At 65.0% G+C, this 21,293-nt stretch carries 18 protein-coding genes; 7 read left to right on the top strand and 11 right to left on the bottom strand.

The annotated features are described in order from the left end of the window. Positions 1-403: 403 nt before the first annotated feature. Both V0R59_RS26750 and V0R59_RS26755 read left to right on the top strand, forming a co-directional pair. The gene (locus tag V0R59_RS26750; RefSeq protein WP_330073560.1) at positions 404-1,480 is read left to right on the top strand and encodes a diguanylate cyclase; all 1,077 of its coding nucleotides are present in this window, start codon (positions 404-406) and stop codon (positions 1,478-1,480) included. Positions 1,481-1,536: 56 nt separating this feature from the next. After that, on the top strand, positions 1,537-4,125 hold the full coding sequence (locus V0R59_RS26755) for a bifunctional diguanylate cyclase/phosphodiesterase (RefSeq protein ID WP_330073559.1): 2,589 nt from the start codon (positions 1,537-1,539) through the stop codon (positions 4,123-4,125). Here the strand turns inward: V0R59_RS26755 and V0R59_RS26760 are convergent. Beyond that, entirely contained in the window at positions 4,097-4,420 is a 324-nt protein-coding gene (locus tag V0R59_RS26760; protein ID WP_330073558.1) for a DUF2025 family protein, read from the bottom strand. The genes V0R59_RS26755 and V0R59_RS26760 overlap by 29 nt on opposite strands. Before the next feature lie 200 nt (positions 4,421-4,620). Here V0R59_RS26760 and V0R59_RS26765 point away from each other — a divergent pair, with 200 nt between their 5' ends. Further along, positions 4,621-5,835 carry a GAF domain-containing sensor histidine kinase gene (locus V0R59_RS26765; RefSeq protein ID WP_330073557.1) on the top strand — a complete coding sequence of 405 codons (1,215 nt, stop codon included), beginning with the start codon at positions 4,621-4,623 and terminating at the stop codon, positions 5,833-5,835. Here V0R59_RS26765 and V0R59_RS26770 read toward each other — a convergent pair. Continuing rightward, entirely contained in the window at positions 5,774-6,691 is a 918-nt protein-coding gene (locus V0R59_RS26770; protein ID WP_330073556.1) for a LysR family transcriptional regulator, read from the bottom strand. The two genes, V0R59_RS26765 and V0R59_RS26770, sit on opposite strands and share 62 nt — an antisense overlap. A 127-nt stretch (positions 6,692-6,818) precedes the next feature. Here V0R59_RS26770 and V0R59_RS26775 point away from each other — a divergent pair, with 127 nt between their 5' ends. After that, on the top strand, positions 6,819-7,577 hold the full coding sequence (locus V0R59_RS26775) for an SDR family NAD(P)-dependent oxidoreductase (protein ID WP_330073555.1): 759 nt from the start codon (positions 6,819-6,821) through the stop codon (positions 7,575-7,577). On the opposite strand, the gene V0R59_RS26780 is transcribed toward V0R59_RS26775, so the two are convergent. Continuing rightward, positions 7,541-8,362 (bottom strand): LysR family transcriptional regulator, encoded by an 822-nt coding sequence (locus V0R59_RS26780; RefSeq protein ID WP_330073554.1) that lies wholly within the window; start codon positions 8,360-8,362, stop codon positions 7,541-7,543. The genes V0R59_RS26775 and V0R59_RS26780 overlap by 37 nt on opposite strands. Before the next feature lie 100 nt (positions 8,363-8,462). On the opposite strand from V0R59_RS26780, the gene V0R59_RS26785 reads away from it, so the two are divergent. Then, a complete protein-coding gene (locus V0R59_RS26785) occupies positions 8,463-9,191 on the top strand; it encodes an SDR family oxidoreductase (protein WP_330073553.1) in 729 nt (242 codons plus the stop codon). On the opposite strand, the gene V0R59_RS26790 is transcribed toward V0R59_RS26785, so the two are convergent. The 6 genes from V0R59_RS26790 to V0R59_RS26815 form a co-directional block, all read right to left on the bottom strand. Continuing rightward, the gene (locus tag V0R59_RS26790; protein ID WP_330073552.1) at positions 9,192-10,052 is read right to left on the bottom strand and encodes an efflux RND transporter periplasmic adaptor subunit; all 861 of its coding nucleotides are present in this window, start codon (positions 10,050-10,052) and stop codon (positions 9,192-9,194) included. Positions 10,053-10,063: 11 nt separating this feature from the next. Next, on the bottom strand, positions 10,064-10,270 hold the full coding sequence (locus tag V0R59_RS26795; protein ID WP_330073551.1) for a DUF1656 domain-containing protein: 207 nt from the start codon (positions 10,268-10,270) through the stop codon (positions 10,064-10,066). Next, positions 10,257-12,245, bottom strand: coding sequence for an FUSC family protein (locus V0R59_RS26800; protein ID WP_330073550.1), 1,989 nt, complete (start codon positions 12,243-12,245; stop codon positions 10,257-10,259). Before V0R59_RS26800 ends, V0R59_RS26795 begins: the two co-directional genes overlap by 14 nt. A 170-nt stretch (positions 12,246-12,415) precedes the next feature. Then, positions 12,416-12,532: a cytochrome c oxidase subunit CcoM gene (gene ccoM, locus V0R59_RS26805; RefSeq protein ID WP_042122864.1), complete on the bottom strand. Its 117-nt coding sequence runs from the start codon at positions 12,530-12,532 to the stop codon at positions 12,416-12,418. A gap of 134 nt (positions 12,533-12,666) precedes the next feature. Next, positions 12,667-12,837 carry a hypothetical protein gene (locus tag V0R59_RS26810; protein ID WP_009408356.1) on the bottom strand — a complete coding sequence of 57 codons (171 nt, stop codon included), beginning with the start codon at positions 12,835-12,837 and terminating at the stop codon, positions 12,667-12,669. Positions 12,838-12,894: 57 nt separating this feature from the next. Then, positions 12,895-13,236 carry an aspartate-semialdehyde dehydrogenase gene (locus tag V0R59_RS26815; protein WP_330073549.1) on the bottom strand — a complete coding sequence of 114 codons (342 nt, stop codon included), beginning with the start codon at positions 13,234-13,236 and terminating at the stop codon, positions 12,895-12,897. Between the two features lie 209 nt (positions 13,237-13,445). On the opposite strand from V0R59_RS26815, the gene rapA reads away from it, so the two are divergent. Next, positions 13,446-16,295 (top strand): RNA polymerase-associated protein RapA, encoded by a 2,850-nt coding sequence (rapA, locus tag V0R59_RS26820; RefSeq protein ID WP_330073548.1) that lies wholly within the window; start codon positions 13,446-13,448, stop codon positions 16,293-16,295. Between the two features lie 223 nt (positions 16,296-16,518). Here rapA and V0R59_RS26825 read toward each other — a convergent pair whose 3' ends face one another. Next, positions 16,519-17,874 (bottom strand): spinster family MFS transporter, encoded by a 1,356-nt coding sequence (locus V0R59_RS26825; RefSeq protein WP_330073547.1) that lies wholly within the window; start codon positions 17,872-17,874, stop codon positions 16,519-16,521. A gap of 279 nt (positions 17,875-18,153) precedes the next feature. Between V0R59_RS26825 and V0R59_RS26830 the strand changes: the two genes are divergently transcribed. Further along, positions 18,154-20,412 carry a putative bifunctional diguanylate cyclase/phosphodiesterase gene (locus tag V0R59_RS26830; protein ID WP_330073546.1) on the top strand — a complete coding sequence of 753 codons (2,259 nt, stop codon included), beginning with the start codon at positions 18,154-18,156 and terminating at the stop codon, positions 20,410-20,412. Here V0R59_RS26830 and V0R59_RS26835 read toward each other — a convergent pair. Continuing rightward, positions 20,312-21,202 carry an NAD(P)-dependent oxidoreductase gene (locus V0R59_RS26835; RefSeq protein ID WP_330073545.1) on the bottom strand — a complete coding sequence of 297 codons (891 nt, stop codon included), beginning with the start codon at positions 21,200-21,202 and terminating at the stop codon, positions 20,312-20,314. The two genes, V0R59_RS26830 and V0R59_RS26835, sit on opposite strands and share 101 nt — an antisense overlap. Positions 21,203-21,293: the final 91 nt, after the last annotated feature.

Raw genomic sequence — 21,293 nt, forward strand, 5'->3', positions numbered from 1 at the left:
CTTGATTCGATTGTTAAAGAGCGTTTGGCGAAGCGTTTCGCTTCAACCGAGGCGCGCATTCTACGCTTTCCTCTAAGCCTGTCAAGCGTTTATTTTGAAGTTTTTCAGAATTTCTCGTTCAACTTCAAACACTTGCTTCGGCCACTTCGGCGATGACTCGCTGTCTGTGGGGGCGCATTCTACCGATTCAAAACCACCCGTCAAGGGAATATTTCGAAAATTTTCAAAAACTTGCGAGCACCCGCTTTCGGCACCCTTCCTGCACGAAAGTCCCTCTATATAAAGCAGCGCACGGCCCAGCCCTTCAAATGGCTCGCAAGGCCATTCTTGAGCGGTGCGCGATTGTTCAACAATGCTCGCGGTTTTATGCGATAAACGGCGCCCCCCGGAAAAAACGAACACCATGACGGACAACAAACGAGGCAAGGGACTTTCATTTGTCAGGAGGATCCATGCGCCGCGCACCATCGGTATGGGTATCGGCCTGCTCGGCGTGTACGCCGGCATGGCCCCTCTCGACCCGCCGACCTGGGTATGGATCGCCATGTTCTTCAACGGCCTGGCCTGGCCCCATGTCGCCTACCTGCTGGGCCTGCGCTCGCAGACACCCTACCAGACCGAACAGCGCAGCCTGCTGATCGACTCCATGACCGGCGGTTTCTGGGCCGCCGCCATGCAATTCAACCCGCTGCCCAGCATCACCATCCTGTCGATGATGACCATGAACAATGTCGCGGCCGGCGGCCAACGCCTGTTCCTGCGCGGATTCCTCGCACAGGCCTGCGGCATCCTTCTCGGCCTGGCCATCTTCGGCCCAGGCCTGCAGTTGGTCAGCACCACCCAGCAGGTCTACGCCTGCCTGCCGATGCTGACCCTCTACCCGCTGGCCCTCGGCTGGGTCTGCTACCGCCTGGCGATCCAGCTCGCCGAGCACAAGCGCAGCCTCAGCGCGCTGAGCCGCACCGACAGCCTCACCGGCCTGCTCAACCACGGTTCCTGGAAGGACCTGCTGCAACTCAAGTTCCAGACCTGCCAGCAACAACGCCGCAGTGCGGTGATCGCGATCATCGACATCGACCACTTCAAGCGCATCAACGACAGCTACGGTCACGTGGTCGGCGACGCCGTCCTGCGCCACCTGAGCAAGGAAATCAAGGCCAACCTGCGCGAAGACGACCTGGCCGGCCGTTATGGCGGAGACGAGTTCTGCGTGATCCTCCCGGAAACCAGCCTTCAGCAGGCCGCACGCATCATGGAGCGCCTGCGCGAGCGGGTCGCCGCCTACCGCGATGAATCCTTGCCGGAGCTGCGCATCAGCCTGAGCATCGGCCTGGCCACCTGCCGCAGCGACTTCGACGACCCGGTCTCCTGGCTCAACGAAGCCGACCGCGCCCTGTACACCGCCAAGAACAATGGCCGCGACCAGGTCGGTTTTGCCGACGCCGACAGCGCAATCGCGAGAGTCGCCTATCCTGAGTGAAGCCTACCCGCGCGGCTCCCCGCCCGCGCACTGCTTTCCCACAGGATCGGCATGTCATGGACAGGAACGCCAGCGCCCCTTCTCCCGCACCACGTCCCAGGCTACACGCACGCAAACTGATCGTCGGCATCGCGCTGCTGTTCAGCCTCGCCTGCGTGATCGCCCTGAGCGCCTTGTTCAATATCGCCCAGCAGCTCAATCACGCGGAAAGCGACAAAAGTGCGTTCTACGCCGACAAGGCCCTGCAACAGCGTCTTGCCGCCTCGCGCCAGTTTCTCTCCAGCTATGCGGTATGGGACGCCGCCTACCAACATCTGAGTGGCGAAGTGGACAAACGCTGGGCCTATATAGAGAAGAACATTGGCGATTCGCTGTACACCGCCAGCGGCTACGAAGGCGTGTTCGTCATCGACGACCAGCGCACCAAGTACGGTCTGTTCAAGGGCCAGCCCAGCGATGCCCCGGTCGGCGCCTACCTCGATACCCCGCTGCCTCCCATCATCGCCCAGGCCCGTTCCCTGGCCGCCGAACGCGGGCAACTGAGCCGCTACGTCCTGTTCAATGGCTGGCCAGCCGTACTCACGGCGGCGGCGATCCGCCCGGATGAAGAGGTCCTTCGCATCGACCCGCAGACCACCTCGGTGATGCTGTTCATCGATCAACTGACCCAGCCCAAGCTGGACCAGTTGGGCGATGACGCCGGCCTGAGCGGCGTGCACATCGTCAAGGACAACACCTACGGCAGCACACCGAGCCTGCGCCTCGACGATCTGGACTACGCCCTGCAATGGACCCCACCACGGCCCGGTGACCGCCTGCTCTGGGCCATGCTCCCACCGCTGCTGGGCGCCATGCTGGTGCTCGGCCTGCTGATGGCCTGGTTCTTCCGCTACGCCCTGCGCACCTCGCGGCAGATTGATGACAACCTGAACGACCTGCAGACCAGCAACCAGGCCCTGGAAGCCAGCGAGCAGCGTTTCCGTGCCGTCGCCGAGGCCGCCTCCGACTGGATCTGGGAAACCGACCGGCAACAACGCCTCACCTATCTGTCCCAGCGCTTCGTCGATGTCACCGGCTACCCGACCCGGGAATGGCTCGGCCAGCCGCTGAACCTGTTGCTGACCTGCGACACCACGCCCCTCGGCGCCTGGCTCGACAATCTCGACGATCCCACCGACCAGCAGGCCTCGCACCTGCGTTGCGCCTACCGCGACCGCCACGAACTGCTGCGTTTCTGCCGGGTCTCGGCCCGACCGATCCACCACCAGGGCAAGCGCGTCGGCTTTCGCGGCACGGCCAGCGACATCACCGACGAAGTCGCCGCCCATGCGCGCATCCAGCACCTGTCGATGCACGATGCCCTGACCGGCCTGGCCAACCGCAACAAGCTCGCGCGCTTTCTCGAACAGGCGCTGCTCAAGGGCCCCGACGCGGCGCCGCTGACCTTGATCCTGCTCGACCTCGACAGCTTCAAGCCGATCAACGACTCCCTCGGCCACGCCGCCGGCGACGCAGTGCTGCTGGAAGTGGCCGCGCGCCTGCGCGACACCACCCGGGACGGCGACCTGGTAGCCCGCCTGGGGGGCGACGAGTTCATCCTGGTCATCGCCAACATGGACAACCGCAACGAGATCGACCGTTTCTGCGCCCGCCTCATCGACCACCTGCAACAGCCCATCCTGTACGAGGAGCAACAACTGCACATCGGCGCCAGCGTCGGTATCTCCCAGACCCGCCTGCAGGGTCTGGACCCCGGCGAGCTGATCCGCTGCGCCGACATCGCCCTGTACCAGGCCAAGGCCGAGGGCAAGAACACCTGGCGCTACTTCTCGGCGGAAATGAACCAGCAGATCCAGTACCGCCGGCAACTGGAGAACGACCTGCGCCGGGCGGTGAAGAACCACGAGTTCGTCCTGCACTTCCAGCCGCGCTACCGCCTGAAGACCCTGGAAATCGTCTCGGTGGAAACCCTGGTGCGCTGGCAGCACCCGGTGGAAGGCCTGCTCGGCCCGGACACCTTCATCCCCCTGGCCGAGCAGACCGAGCTGATCGTCCCCCTCGGGCTCTGGGTCCTGCGCAGCGCCTGCGAGATCGCCCGCAGCTGGCCCGCGCCCCTGCTGGTCTCGGTCAACCTGTCACCGGCGCAGTTTTCCCGCAGCGACGTGGTTGCTGACGTGCGGCGGATCCTCGTGGAAACCGGCTTCCCGGCGCAGCGCCTGGAACTGGAGATCACCGAAAACGTGATGCTCAACGACATAGAAGGCGCGCTGGGCACCATGAACGCATTGAAGGAGCTCGGCGTGCGCCTGAACATGGACGATTTCGGTACCGGCTATTCCTCGCTGGGCTACCTGCGCACCTATCCGTTCGACAGCATCAAGATCGACAAGCGCTTCGTCGCGGGCCTGAGCAGCGACAGCAATGACCGCGCGGTGGTCCAGGCGATCATCAACCTGGGCAAGGCCATGGGCCTGACGGTGACCGCCGAAGGCGTGGAGACCGAACAGCAACTGCGCGCCCTCGGCATGGAGCAATGCCACGAAGTCCAGGGCTTCTACCTGAGCCGGCCACTGGAGCGGGACGCCTTCGAGGCATTGCTGCGCAGCATCGGCTCGGTCAAGCCAGACGCCGGCGCTGTGCCATGATTTCCGGCAGGTCACGTCGGCGCTGATAGACCCGCAGGGGCTCGCTGATATTCAGGCGGTCGTCGACGTTCTGCTCCAGCAGCACGTCGATCAGTTCACGGCTGAGGGTCATGACCTGGTCGTCGCCGGCCTGCCAGACGAATTCGCTGCTGGGGGTGATGCTGTCGTCGGCCACGTCCATGCCGAACGAGTCTTCGCTGAAGCGCACGATGTGTTTGCCGAGCTTGCGATGGAAACCGACGAAGCCCTTGAGCTGGTCGGCGGCGGCGCAGATGTCCTGGGAAGTGATGTGCATGTCAAACCTCGCTGATAACACCCGACTGGATGCAGGTCGAAAGGGATTGGCACGCAAGAGAATGGGCAGTCCTCTGACGGGAATGCTCGATGCCGCCAAGAGTACTGGAAATTGCCTACCGCTGGTGCCGAATTTTCTGCCAAGCCACCGAGGGTCGCTACACTAGCAATCCACGCCCGTGTTTCGGTGTCCGATTCTTGATGAAAAATGCACTCCTTTCAGACAGCGCTACCATCGGCCGGATCAGCGTCATTCCGGCCATCCTCCAGGTCATCAGCGAAACCACCGGCCTGCGTTTCGCTGCCGTGGCACGGGTGACCGAAACGCGCTGGACGGCCCTCGCGGTGCTCGACACCTTAGGTTTCGGCGTGACCGTCGGCGGCGAGCTGGAAGCTTCCACCACCCTGTGCAACGAGATCCGCGCCGCACAACGCACCATCATCATCGACAAGGCCAGCGAGGACGACGACTACCGCGATCATCCCACCCCGCGTCTGTACGGATTCGAAAGCTATATCGCGGTCCCGGTGTTGCGCAGCGATGGCAGCTTCTTCGGCACCATCTGCGCCCTCGATCCTCTGCCCCGCGCACTCAAGGGCAGCGCCATCCAGCCGATGATGGAAGCCTTCGCGCGGCTACTGTCGATCCAGATCGAAAGCGAGGAAAGTGCCCAACGCACCGAGATCGCCCTGAAGGAAGAGCGGGAAATTGCCGACCTGCGGGAAAAATTCATCGCCGTGCTCGGCCATGACCTGCGCAACCCGCTGTTCGCCATTACCGCCGGCGCCGAGCTGCTGGCCAAGCGCCTGCCCGACCAGCGCTCGCGGACCATTGCCGAACACATCCTCACCTCCGGTAACCGCGCCACCCAACTGGTGCGCGATGTGCTGGACTTCGCCCGCGGCCGGCTCGGCGAAGGCATCATCCTGAACATCCAGCCCTGTCCGGACCTCGACGAAGCCTTGCGGCATGTAGCCGCCGAGCTGCAGCGAGTCCATCCGCAGCGGGTAATCGAACTGGATATCGCCGACCTGTCCGGGATGAACTGCGACCGCGAGCGGATCTGCCAGGTACTCTCCAACCTGATCGCCAATGCCCTTCAGCATGGCGATGAACACGGGCCGATCCGCATCCACGCGCGAATCGCAGACGACCAGTTCGTCCTCAGCGTACACAACACCGGCGAGCCCATCGCCGCACCGATCATGGCGCAGATGTTCGAGCCGTTTTCCCATTCGTCCTCGGATGCCCCGCAGGTCGGTCTTGGCCTTGGGCTGTATATCGCCAAGCAGATCGCCCTGGCCCATGGCGGGCGCATGGAAGTGCGCTCCACCGCCGAGGCCGGGACCTTGTTCAGCCTCTGCCTGCCGCTGGATCGAGCTGCGCCGCCAGCAGCTGCGTCAACCAGTCCATGAACAATCGCACCCGCGGCGGCAGGTAGCGCTGGCGGGCGTAGAGCAGGGAAATCGGCATGGCCTGCGGCAGGTACTCGGGAAGAAAAGCGCGCAAGCGCCCCGAAGCCAGGTAGTCGCGCACGCCGATACAGGGCACCTGGATGATGCCCAGGCCGGCCAGGGCCGCGCTTTCGTAGGCATCGGTATTGTTCGCGGTGATCGCCCCGCCCATTTCCACGAAGCGGGTCAGGCCTTCGTCCTGGTACTCGAAACCGCTGCTGCGGTTGCCGAGGGTCTGCACGTAGTGCACCAGATGGTGATCAGCCAGGTCTGCCAGCGTGGCGGGCGTGCCATGGCGTTCGAGGTAGGCGGGACTGGCGCAGTTGACCATCGCCAGTTGCCCCAGTGGCCGCGCCACCACTGCCAGGTCGCTGAGCGTGCCGATGCGCAGGACGCAATCGAAACCCTCGCGCAGCAGGTCGACCTGGCGGTCGGTGCAACTGACCTCAAGGCTGAGCCCGGGATAGAGCGCGAGGAACTCCGGCAGGCGCGGCAGGATGATGCGCCGGGCCATGCGCGTAGGCAGGTCGACCCGCAGGCAGCCGCTGACGGCGCCGGGGTCGGCGCGGAACAGACCCTCGATTTCCTCCAGGCGCGAAAGCAGCTCCTTACTACGCTCATACAGTTGCAGGCCGTCCTGGGTTGCCTGCACCCGTCGCGTCGAGCGATTGAACAAGCGTGCGCCGAGCTGGTTTTCCAGGCTGCGGATCTGCTCGGAAACGGTCGAGCGCGGCAGCCCCAGCTGCTCGGCGGCGAGGGTGAAGCTGGCCAGTTCGTTGACCCGGATAAAGGTGCGCAGCAGTTCGGGCTTGAGCATGTGGCAGACGCCTTATTGTTCGTTTCATACGAACAGTATTTCCGAAACCAGCGGATTTATCAGCCACAGGACGACCAATAGACTTTCCTCAACGTCAACGTCAACGTCACTCGCAGAGGTACAGCGCATGTCCCGCAAGATCGCACTCATCACCGGCGCCAGCCGCGGCCTGGGCAAGAACGCCGCCCTGCACCTGGCGCAGCAGGGCTTCGACATCATCGGCACCTACCACAGCAAGGCCGGCGAGGCCCACACCCTGGCCACCACCCTTGAGCAATCCGGCGCGCGTGCCGCCATGCTGCAACTCGACGTGGGCGACAGCGCCAGCTTCGACGCCTTCGCCACAGCCTTGCAGGAAACCCTGAAGCGCGAGTTCGGCCGCGAACACCTGGATGTGCTGGTGAACAACGCCGGCATCGGCATCAACGTGCCATTTGCCGAAACCAGCGAGGCGCAGTTCGACCAGTTGCTGAACATCCAGCTCAAGGGCCCGTTCTTCCTCACCCAGCGCCTGCTGCCGTTGATCGCCGACGGCGGCCGGGTGATCAACATCTCCACCGGCCTGACCCGCTTCGCCCTGCCCGGCTATGCCGCCTACGCGGCGATGAAAGGCGCCATGGAGGTACTCACCCGCTACCAGGCCAAGGAGCTGGGTGCCCGCGGCATCCGGGTGAACATCCTCGCCCCCGGCGCGATCGAGACCGACTTCGGCGGCGGCGTGGTGCGCGACAACGAAGGGGTCAATGCCTTCATCGCCAGCAATACCGCCCTGGGCCGGGTCGGCCTGCCGGACGACATTGGTGCCGCCATCGCCATGCTCGCCAGCGAGGGCGCCGGCTGGGTCACCGGTCAGCGCGTCGAGGTGTCCGGCGGCATGTTCCTCTGAGCCGCCGGCTCGCCCAGCGCCGCCTGCAACTGCGCCAGCGCCGGCAGTTGCAGGGCCTGGGCCGCGTAGCACAAACCCACCCGACGATTCAGCGCGGCACCCAGGCACGGGCGCCATTGCACGCCGGGATGGTGTTCCACCAGCGACTGCGGCAGCAGGGCCTGGCCCAGCCCGGCCGCCACCAGGTAGACCGCCTGCTGCAAGGTGGCCGCCTGCCCGGCAGTGTCCTGGGTCGCGTCACCATAGAAACCGAGCAGACGCTGGTGGGATGCATCCTGCGGGCAGGTAATCCAGCGCTGCACCGAACCCACCGCCGGCAAGGCCAGGACAAAGGGCTCTTCCCACAGCGGCAGGAACAGCTCGTCCTCGCAGCACAGCGTCTCCACACCCAGCCGCGCATCTCCTGCGCAGCCATCGAGCAAGGTCAGCTGCAACTGCGGCAACGCCGTACTGGCCATGCGAATAAAGGACTCCACCTGCACGGCGGCGATATCCGCCTCGATCCCCAGTTGCAGCGCCACCTGCCGCCGGCTCTCCCTGAACTGCCCGCTCAAGGCCTCGGCCTCGGCCACCATGCGCTGCGCCTGCGGATACAGGACCCGCGCCTGCTCGCTGACCTCCACGCCACGGGCCTGGCGCAGGAACAGTTCCACTCCCAGTTCTTCTTCCAGTTGCCGGATGGTCACCGACAGCGACGGCTGCGCCACATGCAGGCGCTGGGCCGCAGCGGTGATGTTGCGTTCCTCGAAGACGGCGATGAACGCCCTCAGGTGTCGTATATCCATAGTCTTTTCCGATGCCAGCTAGCGGAATAAGCCGTTTCTCAAGGCTTTCCGTGCTCAATAGAATTTAGTCATTCAAATCGATTATGCCTTGGAGGTCATCATGCTCAAGCCCCTGATCATCATCACCGGTGCCAGTTCCGGTATCGGCGAAGCCTGCGCCCGTCTGTTCGCTGCCGCCGGGCACCCGCTCCTGCTGCTGGCCCGACGCCTGGAGCGCATGCAGGCGCTGAACCTGCCCAATACCCTGTGCCGTGCGGTGGACATTCGCGACCGCCAATCCTTCGCCGCCGCCGTGGCCGAAGCCGAGGCCGCCCATGGGCCGGCCGACGCGCTGATCAACAACGCAGGGGTCATGCTGCTCGGCCATATGCACGAGCAAGACCCGGAACAATGGGAGCGCATGCTCGACATCAACGTGAAGGGCCTGCTCAACGGCATCCACCTGCTGGTGGGCGGCATGATCGAACGTCGCCACGGCACCCTGATCAACGTCAGCTCGGTGGCCGGGCGCAAGACCTTCCCCAACCATGTGGCCTATGTCGGCACCAAGTTCGCCGTACACGGGATTTCCGAGAACCTGCGCGAAGAGCTGTCGCCGCACGACGTGCGGGTGGTGACCATCGCCCCCGGCGCGGTGGAAACCGAACTGCTCGGCCATACCACCGACGAGGGCATCAAGCAGGGTTACCAGCAATGGAGGGAGCAAGACATGGGTGGCCAGGTCCTGGCGGCCGAGGACGTCGCCAATGCCATCGCCTATGCCTACCAGCAGCCGCAGTATGTGTGCATCCGCGAGATCGTCCTGGCTGCTACCCGCCAGCAGCCCTGATCAGGGCTGTTCCTCGACCTGGACGCTGGCAGTCATGCCGGCGCTCAGGTTCACCCCCTGTGGTATCTCGTCGAGGCTTATCCGTACCGGGATGCGCTGGGCCAGGCGCACCCAGTTGAAGGTCGGCTCGACCTCGGCGAGCAACTGGCTGTCCGGCGTGGCGTTGCGATCGGTGATGCCTCGGCTGATGCTCTGCACCCGTCCCTTCATCGGCTCGCCGGCACTCATCAGCCAGACCTTCACCCGCGCGCCGACCTTGATCCGCGGCAGCTTGGTTTCCTCGAAATAGGCCTGGACGTAGAAGGTCGAATCGTCCACCAGGGCCATCACCGCTTGCCCGGAATTGACGAAATTGCCTTCGGCCAGGCGCAGGTTGGTGATATGCCCGCTGCGTGGCGCCTTGACCTCGCTGCGCGCCAGGTTGATGGCCGCCAGCCTGGCATCGGCCTGGGCCTGGCGCAGTTCACCGCGCGCCACGGCGGCACCGATCTGGGCGTTCTCCCGCAGTTCCTCGCTGATCGCCTGTGGTCCCAATGCCGCGCGCCGCGAGGCTTCGTGCTCGCGCAGGCGCAGTTGCTGCTGGCGGGTTTCGGCGACCGCATTGGCCTTGTCCAGCGCCGCTTCGAAACGGTCGCGGTCGATGGCCATCAGCAGGTCGCCGGCCTTGACCTCCTGATTGTCCCTGACCTTCAGCTCGCGTACCCAGCCGGACACGTCCGGGGCAATGATCACCACGTCGGCGCGGATCCGCGCGTCGCGGGTCCAGGGGGTGAGCATGTAGTACTGCCACAAGCGCCAACCGGCAAAAATCGCCAGCGCCACCAGGCACAGGGTCAGGGCGATGCGCACGACGCTCCGCATGGACAAGCTCCTCAATAAGATCCCAGGTACAGCGTGACCAAGGTCAGCACGCAGACGAACAGGGCACAGTCGAACAGCGCTTCATGCCAGATCCAGCGACCCAGCGGGGTCATGCGCAACAGCAGGCGCAGCAGCCCGGTGAGCAGCAGCGCCAGCAACACGTAGAGCAGAAACGGGCTGAGCAGCACGCCGCCCAGCGCCCATTCACGCAAGCCCATGCAGGTCCTCCTGGCGTCGGCACCAGCGGCCCCAGCTCTTTTGCAGTTGCAGGACGGCGCCGATCGCCAGGCGCAAGGCATCGTTGGCCGGCTGTTCCCGCAAGGTGGCGATGAAACGTTCGCTGGCAGCATCCAGTTGATGTTCACGGCCCGGGCCCGGACCTTTCGCCAGCACGTCCTGCACCTGCTGCAGGAAGTCGCGCCGGGCCGGCTCCAGTGGCACCTGTGCCACCGCCAGGCACATGCGCAAGTGCAGCAGTTCGTCACCAATGTCCAGGCCGTGCAGGCCATCGTCCCAGCGCCCACGCTGCTCCGCCGGCAAGCTGCTGGCATGCCGTGCCAGTTGCAGCAGGCGATCGGCCATGCGCCCACCGAACCAGGTTTCCGCATCGCGCAGGTCGCGCCGGGTCAGGCGTACCAGGTCAGCCTGGGTCGCGGCGCGCAGGCGCCGACCCTGCCAGGCCGGGTGCCGCAGGACCAACAGCTTGAACGCCAGTACCGCAGCGCCGACGCCCATGACCATGGCCTGGGCACTGTTGAGGAAGGTTTCCACGCTGAACACCATGGCATTCAGCGGCGCCACCAGCACGATGAAATGCAGGCAATAGGAAGTTGCAGTGGCGCCGATCTGCGGGTTGGCCATGCCCAGCGCGCCGAAGAACAGCGGCACGCCGAGCCCCAGGCACAACAGCGCAAAACCACTCCACTGCGGCAACAGGATCTGCCCGACGACGAAGGCCAGCGGCAACGCAAGGAAGATCCCGCGCAGGAAGCTCAGGCCGATCTGCGCGCCATTCTCGCGGCTGGCGAACAGGCTGCAGACCACGCAGGTCAGCACCAGCCCGCCCGGCGCCGCGCTCCAGGCCGTGGCCAGCCAGAACGCCGCCATGGCCAGAAAGGCCAGGGCACTGCGCGAACCGAACAGCAGGCCCAGCGCCAGGTCGCGGTGCACCGCCAGGCTGTCGGGCAGGTCGGCGGGGGCCTTGCCCTCCTCTACCGCGTGCAAGGCGCGAGTGGCATGGCCGGCGTTATCCAGCAGCAGGGTCATGCGCGCCAGGCAGTAGTGCTCGGCGGAACTGTCGCGCAGGTCCAGCGCGGCTTGCCAGACCCGCTCGCGCAATCGCGCCAGGCGCTCGGTATCCGGGCTGGCCAGGGCTTCACGAACCTCATCGAGCCAGGGTTGCAGATGCCGAGCTTCGTGCTCGTCCAGTTGCCGCCACTGACGGCGCACCGATCGGGCGATGCGCAACAGGATCAGCAGCTTGTGGCTCAGCCCGCGCACCGCCCGGGCGCGCTCGCGACCGAGGGGGCCTTCGAACCAGGCGTGCTCGCGCTGCGCGTCCACGGCGACGATGCGGGCGAGGATATCCACCAGGCTCTTGCGCGCTTCTTCATCACCCGCGAGGGTCGCGCTGGCGGCCTGCAGACCGCTCTGCCAGGCCTGGCGCGCCTGTCCCGCCAACTGTTGCTCGACCCGCAGCGGCCACAGCAAGGCGCTGCTGAGGGTGGCGCAGACGATGCCGAGGCTGATCTCGGTGCAACGGGCCACGGCCTGGTCGAAGACCTGCAAGGGATGGTTGATCGCCGGCAAGGCGATGATCGCCACGGTGTAGCCGGCCAGCACGAAGGCGTAGGCCCAGGCGCTGCGCAGCAGGGTGGAGCAGGCAGTGCACAGCGCCAGCCACAGGGCCAGGCAGAGCAGGAACAGCCAGGGCGTCTGGACGAAGGCGGCGATGAACAGCACCGACATCACGGTGCCGACCAGGGTACCGAGCAGGCGCGCCAGGCCTTTCTGCAGGACCATGCCGGACAGCGGCTGGGCGACGATAAAGGCAGTCATCAGCGCCCAGGCCGGTTGCTCCAGCCCCCAGCGCAAGGCCAGCCACAGGGCCAACCCGCCACCGAGCAGGGTCTTGATGGCGAACTGCAGGGCAAGCTTGTCGGGCGCGAACAGGGCCTGCAGGGTGATGGGCACGGGGAACGGCCTGAGGGGAGTGATGGACTTAACGATAGATAGTTTTGTCGCGCCCTCAAGATCAGGAGCCTGCGGCTTGCACCAGACCCCGGGGCCAAAAAACACGGACAAAAAAAATGGGCGACCGAAGTCGCCCTAAATGCCTTGCGTGCTCGTTGTATCGGGAAGGATCAGCGGTCTTTGCGCTTCTGCGAGTCCTTCCAGATGAAAAGTCCGAAACCGGCGAAGAAAACAAACATCAATCCGACCGTGACGACGCCAGCGACAACCACATTATCGAAGAACATGTCGGCCTCCATTTGCCTGTGCCTGTCCGATGAGTGAACAGTAGCGAATGTGCCGGGAGGGAAAATTGACCGAAGTCAATGGCGCCCTGAGCGGGCACCGGAGGCGGGTGCAGGCTTGACCTGCATCAAGTTTTTCAGCGCTTGCCGGGTTTGCCCTTGGGCTTTTTCTTCGACTTCTTCGCCGTGCCGATGGGCATGGCCTGCTCGAAGGCCTTGCGCACTTCGTTCAGGCGTTTGTCGTTGAGATCGTGGATGCGACGGGCGCGCTCGGCACCGAAATCGATCAGGTTGTCGTCTTGGCTCATGGTGGACTCGGCAGCGGACAGCGAAGGCTTGATGATGAAGCCAAGCGCCAGGAATGACTAGACTTCGATGTCCACCAGCAACCCCTGGCGGTTCTCGCCGCCCATCAAGGGCGCGACCGGCACGGTGTTGTCGGCATTGAGGTCATCACCGGGCAAGGGCTGGTATGGGTCTTCCAACTGCTCGTCGGCGTGCTGGCCATGCCCCTGGCCCTGGCGGCGCCGCTGTTCTTCGCGCAGCAGCAAGGCGGCCTGCTCCGGGTCGCGGTGCTTGAGGTCGATGGCGTTTTCATTGGAAGACGGCTGGGCCGGGACCACGGGCTTGATATCCGGAGTCGGCTTGACCGGGTCCATTTGCTGCGTGATGGGGGCGGCGCTCAGCGGGATCAGCGGTGGCAGCATGGGATTCGGTCTCCTGTCACCCATTCTATCGGCTCGATCTCTCTATGCTTGAGGCTTGGACCGGCACACCGGCGCAATATTGCAGGATGCTGCGGGGAATCGACAGACGGATACCGACGCCCGGTCATTCGCCGGGTGGCCGTAATCTTTGGCCTGGATGCCGCTATCCGTTAAGATAGCCAGCTTTTTCATGGCGGGAGTCAGGCAGTATGGCGCAGCAGTATCAACCGGGACAACGCTGGATCAGCGACAGCGAAGCCGAGCTGGGTCTGGGTACCGTTCTGGCACAGGATGGCCGCTTGTTGACCGTGCTCTATCCAGCCACTGGCGACACCCGCCAGTATTCCCTGCGCAACGCCCCGCTGACCCGGGTGCGCTTCTCGCCGGGTGACCAGATCACCCATTTCGAAGGCTGGAAACTGACCGTCCGCGAAGTCGAGACGGTGGACGGCGGCCTGCTGGTCTACCACGGCCTCGACGCGCAGAACCAGGCGCGTACCCTGCCGGAAACCCAGCTGTCCAACTTCATCCAGTTCCGCCTGGCCAGCGACCGCCTGTTCGCCGGGCAGATCGACCCGTTGTCGTGGTTCTCGCTGCGCTACAACACCCTGGAACACACCAGCCGCCAACTGCAGTCGTCGCTGTGGGGCCTGGGTGGCGTGCGTGCGCAGCCGATCGCGCACCAGTTGCACATCGCCCGTGAAGTGGCCGACCGTATCGCACCGCGGGTTCTGCTGGCGGACGAAGTGGGCCTGGGCAAGACCATCGAGGCCGGCCTGGTGATCCATCGCCAGCTGCTGTCCGGCCGCGCCAGCCGCGTGCTGATCCTGGTCCCGGAAAACCTCCAGCACCAGTGGCTGGTCGAAATGCGCCGCCGCTTCAACCTGCAGGTGGCTCTGTTCGACGCCGAACGCTTCATCGAAAGCGACGCCAGCAATCCGTTCGAAGATGCCCAGCTGGCGCTGGTCGCCCTGGAATGGCTGACCGAGGACGACAAGGCCCAGGACGCGCTGTTCGCGGCCGGCTGGGACCTGCTGGTGGTTGACGAGGCGCACCACCTGGTCTGGCACGAAGACCAGGTCAGCCCGGAATATGCGCTGGTGGAACAGCTCGCCGAAGTCATCCCCGGTGTCCTGTTGCTCACCGCGACCCCGGAACAGCTGGGCCAGGACAGCCACTTCGCGCGCCTGCGCCTGCTCGACCCGAACCGTTTCCACGACCTGGCCGCCTTCCGCGCCGAAAGCGAGCACTATCGCCCGGTGGCCGAAGCGGTGCAGGAGCTGCTGGACAACGGCCGCCTGTCGCCCAAGGCCCACGCCACCATCCAGGGCTTCCTCGGTGCCGAAGGCGAAGCGCTGCTGGCGGCGGTCAACGACGGCGACAGCCAGGCCAGTGCCCGCCTGATCCGCGAACTGCTCGACCGCCACGGCACCGGCCGCGTGCTGTTCCGCAACACCCGCGCCGCGGTCCAGGGCTTCCCGCAGCGTCAGCTGCACGCCTACCCGCTGCCCTGCCCTGACCAATACATGGAACTGCCGGTCGGCGAACGCGCCGAGCTGTACCCGGAAGTCAGCTTCCAGGCCCAGGGCGACGCCGACGAGGAAAACCGCTGGTGGCGCTTCGACCCGCGGGTCGACTGGCTGATCGACACCCTGAAGATGCTCAAGCGGGTCAAGGTGCTGGTGATCTGTGCCCATGCCGAGACGGCCATGGACCTGGAAGACGCCCTGCGCGTCCGCTCCGGCATCCCGGCCACGGTGTTCCACGAAGGCATGAGCATCCTCGAACGCGACCGCGCGGCGGCCTATTTCGCTGATGAAGAGTTCGGCGCCCAGGTGCTGATCTGCTCTGAAATCGGTAGCGAAGGCCGCAACTTCCAGTTCGCCCATCACCTGGTGCTGTTCGATCTGCCGGCGCACCCGGACCTGCTTGAACAGCGTATCGGTCGCCTGGACCGGATCGGCCAGAAGCACACCATCGAACTGCACGTGCCGCACCTGCAGAACAGCCCGCAGGAACGCCTGTTCCAGTGGTATGACCAAGCCCTGAACGCCTTCCTCGCTACCTGCCCGACCGGCAACGCCCTGCAACACCAGTTCGGCCCACGCCTGCTGCCGCTGCTGGAAGACACCGACGACAGCCAGTGGCAAGCCCTGATCGACGAGGCACGCGCCGAGCGCGAGCGTCTCGAAAGCGAGCTGCACAGTGGCCGTGACCGCCTGCTGGAGCTCAACTCCGGCGGAGCCGGGGAAGGCCAGGCGCTGGTCGAGGCGATCCTCGAACAGGACGACCAGTTCGCCCTGCCGATCTACATGGAAACCCTGTTCGACGCCTTCGGCATCGACAGCGAGGACCATTCGGAAAACGCCCTTATCCTCAAGCCGAGCGAGAAGATGCTCGACGCCAGCTTCCCGCTGGGCGACGACGAAGGCGTGACCATCACCTACGACCGCGACCAGGCGCTGTCCCGCGAGGACATGCAGTTCCTGACCTGGGAGCACCCGATGGTGCAGGGCGGCATGGACCTGGTGCTGAGTGGCTCGATGGGCAACACCGCGGTGGCGCTGATCAAGAACAAGGCGCTCAAGCCGGGTACCGTGCTGCTGGAGCTGCTGTATGTCAGCGAAGTGGTTGCGCCGCGTTCGCTACAACTGGGCCGCTACCTGCCGCCGGCCGCACTGCGCTGCCTGCTCGACGCCAACGGCAACGACCTGGCCGCGCGGGTGTCCTTCGAGACCCTCACCGACCAGCTGGAAAGCGTGCCCAAGGCCAGCGCCAACAAGTTCATCCAGGCCCAGCGCGATGTGCTGGCGCCGAAGATCAACGCGGGCGAAGCCAAGGTCCTGCCACGTCACGACGAACGCGTGGCCGAGGCACAACGGCGCCTGGCGGCGGAGACCGATGAAGAACTGGCGCGCCTGACAGCGCTGCAGGCGGTCAACCCGACGGTGCGTGACAGCGAGATCGTGGCGCTGCGCAAGCTGCGCGAGGATGGGCTGGCGATGCTGGACAAGGCGGCACTGCGCCTGGAAGCGATTCGGGTGCTGGTAGCCGGCTGATCCCCGACGTTTAGGCTGCGCTGTCGCGTAGAGAACAGGTCTAAAGAGCGACGCGGACCTTGTGGGAGCGGGTTCACCCGCGATTGCACCGGTGATGCCACCACCGTAATCGCGGCGGTCCGGCGTCCCGGTGAACCCGCTCCCACAAGTTCCCAATGAATCAATGAGTTATGTGGTTTTCCATGAGAGCTGGCTTGCCAGCTCCCTCAGGGCCCGCGCCCTCCTATGATGCTTCGGCTGTCTTGCCAACCTGAGCAACGCCCTCCTCCACCATCCCGTCCTTCATCTTCTGCGCATCCCGCGCAAAGGTCCGCGCCGCCAGCAGCAGAAACACCAGGGTCGCCAGCAGGGCTACCGGTATCAGCCCCATCGCGTTATGCAGCCCCACGGCCTTGAACACCTCGGTCATCTCGGCACTGCCCGCCTCCAGCATCGCCACCTGGGCGTAATGATCGGAAAGCGTCCCGACCACCACCGGCCCCAGGCCACCACCCAGCAGATACAAGCCGGCGAAGAACAGGGCCATGGCCGTCGCCCGCAGGCGCGGCTGCACCACGTCCTGGATCGCGGTGTAGACGCAGGTGTAGAAGTTGTAGGCGAACAACCAGCCAATCCCGAACAGAGCGACGAACACGCCGATCTCGACCCGCCCCAGATACAGCGCCAGGCCCGTGCCCACGGTCGCCACCAGCATGCTGAACGCGCCGAACAGCAGGCGCCCGCCCGGCAGGCGCTGGTGGATCTTGTCGGCGACCCAGCCGCCCAGGGTCAGGCCGATCAGCCCGGTGACCCCGACGATCACCCCGGTGGCCACGGCCGCCTGCTGCAACGGCAACTGGAAGAAGCGTTGCAGCATCGGCACCATGAACGAGTTGCAGGCGTAGGTGGCGAAGTTGTAGGCCAGCCCCGCCAGCACCAGCCAGCCAAAGGTAGGAATACTCAGCACCCGCCGCAACGGCCGGTCCAGCGGAACCTGCGACGAGGCCACGACCTCCGCCGCGCCACGCGCCGGCTCGCGGATGAAGAACATGAACACCGCCAGCAGCAGCCCCGGCACCGCGGCGATGAAGAACGGCGCACGCCAGCTGCCGAAATACTGGACCATCGCACCGATGGTAAAGAACGCCAGCAACAGTCCCAGGGGCAAGCCGAGCATGAAGATGCCCATGGCCCGGGCCCGGCGCTCGGCGGGAAACAGGTCGCCGATCAAGGAGTTGGCCGCCGGCGCATAGCTGGCCTCGCCAATCCCCACGCCCATGCGCACCAGGAGGAAACTCCAGAAACTGCCGACCATGCCGTTGACCGCGGTCAGCCCGCTCCACACCGTCAGGCCCCAGCCCATCACCTTGCGCCGCGAACCGGTATCGGCCAGGCGCCCCAGCGGCAGGCCGGCGATGGCGTAGACCAGGGTGAACGCCGTACCGATCAGGCCGATCTGCATGTCGCTCAGGTGCCACTCCAGGCGGATCGGCTCGATGACGATTGCGGGAATGGTGCGATCGAAGAAGTTGAACAGGTTGGCCAGGAACAGCAGGAACAGAATGCGCCAGGCATTGGCCGCTTGGGTGGGGCTGTGCATCGTTCGATCCCTCGTCGTTTTTATTGGTGTGCGCTGCACGCCGCTGAAAATCTAGAGGGCAATCCCGGCACTGTCTTCCATCATCCATGGCGTTGATGGCAGGCAATTGTAACCATTTGCACTGTTAGAACCGCTGGCGATAACGGCTTGGTCCAATCATTGAAATCAATCTGCCACTAAGTCAGATGCCATCACTCGGTCTTTCTATACTCAAAGCCAAAAGAGTCTCCAGGCGGTTTGGGGGACGAGTGCAAACTCGACTGAACTGAGAGGCGCGCTATGGAATGGCTCCACAGGCTGCTGGCCGAACACCCGGCGAGCCATCTCGCTCTCGTGGCTCACCACAATCCCTACCTGATCCTGCTCGCCTACCTGGTGATCTGCGCGGGCAGCTTCGCCACCCTCGACATCATCGAGCGCATCGGCGACGCCGAACAGGCCAGCGCGCGGCGACGCTGGAAGGTCCTCGGCGCCTGCTGCCTGGCCTGCAGCGTATGGGCCATGCACTACATCGGCATGCTGGCCTTCGAGATACCGCTGGAAGTGCACTACGACATGTTCCTCACCGGCGTGTCGCTGATGATCATGCTGTTCGCCGCGCTGTTGGCCATGAGCTTTCTCGGCCAGTCGCTGCCGTCCATCCGCCATTACTGCCTGGCGGCACTGTGCGTGGCGGCAGGGGTCGGCGTCATGCACTACACCGGCATGGCCGCCATGCGCACCCGCGCGCTGCAGCACTACGACGCCACCCTGGTGGTGGCATCGATCCTGGTGGCGCTGGTCGCGGCACTCGTGCCGATGCTGATGGCACGCTACCTGCGCCAGGGTCGCAGCAGCCGGCCGCAACTATTGAAGTACAGTGCCGCAGCGACCATGGCCGCCGGCATCATCGCCACCCACTACACCGGCATGTGCGCCCTCACCCTGACCCTGCCCGGCGGCGCCACGCCGCTGCTGCCGGTCACCGACAACAGCCTGCAACTGAGCCTGACCATCGCCGTGATCACCCTGCTGATCAGCGGCAGTTGCATCAGCGCGGCGCTGTCGGACAAGAAGCTGCAAAGCAAGGAACAGGACCTGCGCCGGGTCAACACCCTGCTCAGCCAGCTCGACCAGGCCCGGGTCTCGCTGCAACAGGCGGCGCACTACGATGCCCTGACCAACCTGGTCAACCGCCGCGGCTTCAACCAGATCTTCGCCGAGCGCCTGGCCGAGCGGGCGAAGGCCGGCGGCATGCTCGGGGTGATGTTCCTCGACATCGACCACTTCAAGCGCATCAACGACAGCCTCGGCCACGATGCCGGCGACCAGTTGCTCAAGTCCATCGCCCACCTGATCAGCACCGCCACCCGCGCCCAGGACGTGGTGGCGCGACTGGGAGGCGACGAATTCTGCATCCTGTTCTATCTCAAGCACGCGGAAGAGGCCCGCGGCCTGGCCCAGCGCATCCTCAACAAGGTCCGCGAACCGATCGACCTGGCCGGGCGGCGCATGGTCATGACCACCAGCATCGGCATCAGCCTGTTCCCCAACGACGGCAGCACCTGCGACGAACTGCTCAAGCACGCCGACCTGGCGCTGTACCAGTCCAAGGGCAGCGGACGCAACAAGGCCAACTTCTTCAGCGATAATCTCAAGGCCCGCGCCACCCTCGAACTGCAGCTGGAAGAGGAACTGCGCGTCGCCCTCCATCAGGACCTGGGCCTGCGCCTGCATTACCAGCCGATCTACGACCTGGTCAGCGGCAAGGTCGCCAAGCTCGAAGCCCTGATCCGCTGGCAGCATCCGCAGCACGGCCTGCTCAGCCCGGACAGGTTTATCGGCATCGCCGAGACCAACGGCCTGATCGCCGACCTCGACCTGTGGGTGCTGCGCCGCGCCTGCCACGACCTGGCGGAACTGAGCGAGCACGGCTTCGGCGACCTGAAGGTGACGGTGAACTGCTCGGCGCTGACCCTGGGCCGCGACGAACTGGCCCAGGAAGTCGAGGATGCCCTGCGCGATGCCGGCCTGGCGGCCTGGCGCCTTGAGCTGGAAGTCACAGAGAACGCGCTGATGGCGAACATCCACAGCACGATCGAGCTGCTGAGGGGTATTCGCGGACAGGGCGTATCGCTGTCCATCGACGACTTCGGCACGGGCTATTCCTCCCTCGCCTACCTCAAGCGCCTGCCCCTCGACACCCTGAAGATCGACCGCTCGTTCATCCAGGATGTGCCCCACTCACGCGCGGACAACAATATCGTCCAGGCGATCATGGTCATGGCCCACACCCTGCACCTGAAGGTGATCACCGAGGGCGTGGAGACCGAGGAGCAGTACGACTTCCTCCAGCAGTTGGGCTGCGATGCGATCCAGGGCTACCTGCTCAGCCGCCCGGTGCCGCTGGAAGACCTGCGCGGTGTGCTGAACCGGCTCAACCACCGCGAGGAAAGCCTCATGGTTTGTTGCGATACAGATCGATCAGGGTCGCTGGATCTTTTTCCAGATAACCCTGACTGCCATGCAGGCGCATCAACTGTGCGGCCAGGCCGCTGACCGGCGTCGCCGAGCCTTGCTCGCGGGAGAATTTCACCGCGGTGTCGAGGTCCTTGAGCAGGGTCCGCACATGCCACTTCACCGGTTCGAAACGGCTCTCGGCCATCTGCGGGGCGAGGATCTGCAACGGCTTCGAGTCGGCGAAACCGCCGGCCAGGGCCTCGGCGATCAGGCTGGCATCGACCCCGGACTGCTCGGCCAGCGCGACCACTTCGGCGATCACCAGCGCGTTGCAGGCGACGATCATCTGATTGCACGCCTTGGTCACCTGCCCCGCACCCACCCCGCCCATATGGGTGACCCGCTGGCCGAGTGAAAGCAATGCCGGGCGCACCCGCGCAAGGTCCGCCGCCTCGCCACCGACCATGATCGCCAGGGTGCCCGCCTCGGCGCCGGGGGTGCCACCGGATACCGGGGTGTCCAGCCAGCCCATGCCCGTTTCCGATTTCAGTCGGGCCGCCATCTCCCGGGTCGCAGTGGGCTCCAGGCTGGAAAAGTCCACCAGCAACTGACCGGCCCTGGCCTTGCTGGCGATACCCGCCTCGCCGAACACCACGTCGCGCACCACCGCGGTATCAGCCAGGCACAGCATCACCACGTCGGCCGCCTCGCACAGCTCGCCCGGAGTCGAGACCTGGCGGGCGCCGGCGGCCACCAGCGGCGCGCACTTGTCCGGCGAACGGTTCCACACGGTCAGCTCATGACCGGCCGCCAGCAGTCGGTGGCACATGGGCAATCCCATCAGGCCGATACCGGCGAACCCCAGGGACAAAGGCTGTGAATGGCTCATCTAAAGCTCCAGGCAGATTAAAGAAGTTGACGGTTTGGACGATTCAGAAACAGGCAGGGCGGTAAACCCTTAGGGTTTATAAGGGAAAACC

Source organism: Pseudomonas ulcerans (assembly GCF_036324125.1).
GTDB classification, from domain to species: Bacteria; Pseudomonadota; Gammaproteobacteria; order Pseudomonadales; family Pseudomonadaceae; genus Aquipseudomonas; species Aquipseudomonas ulcerans.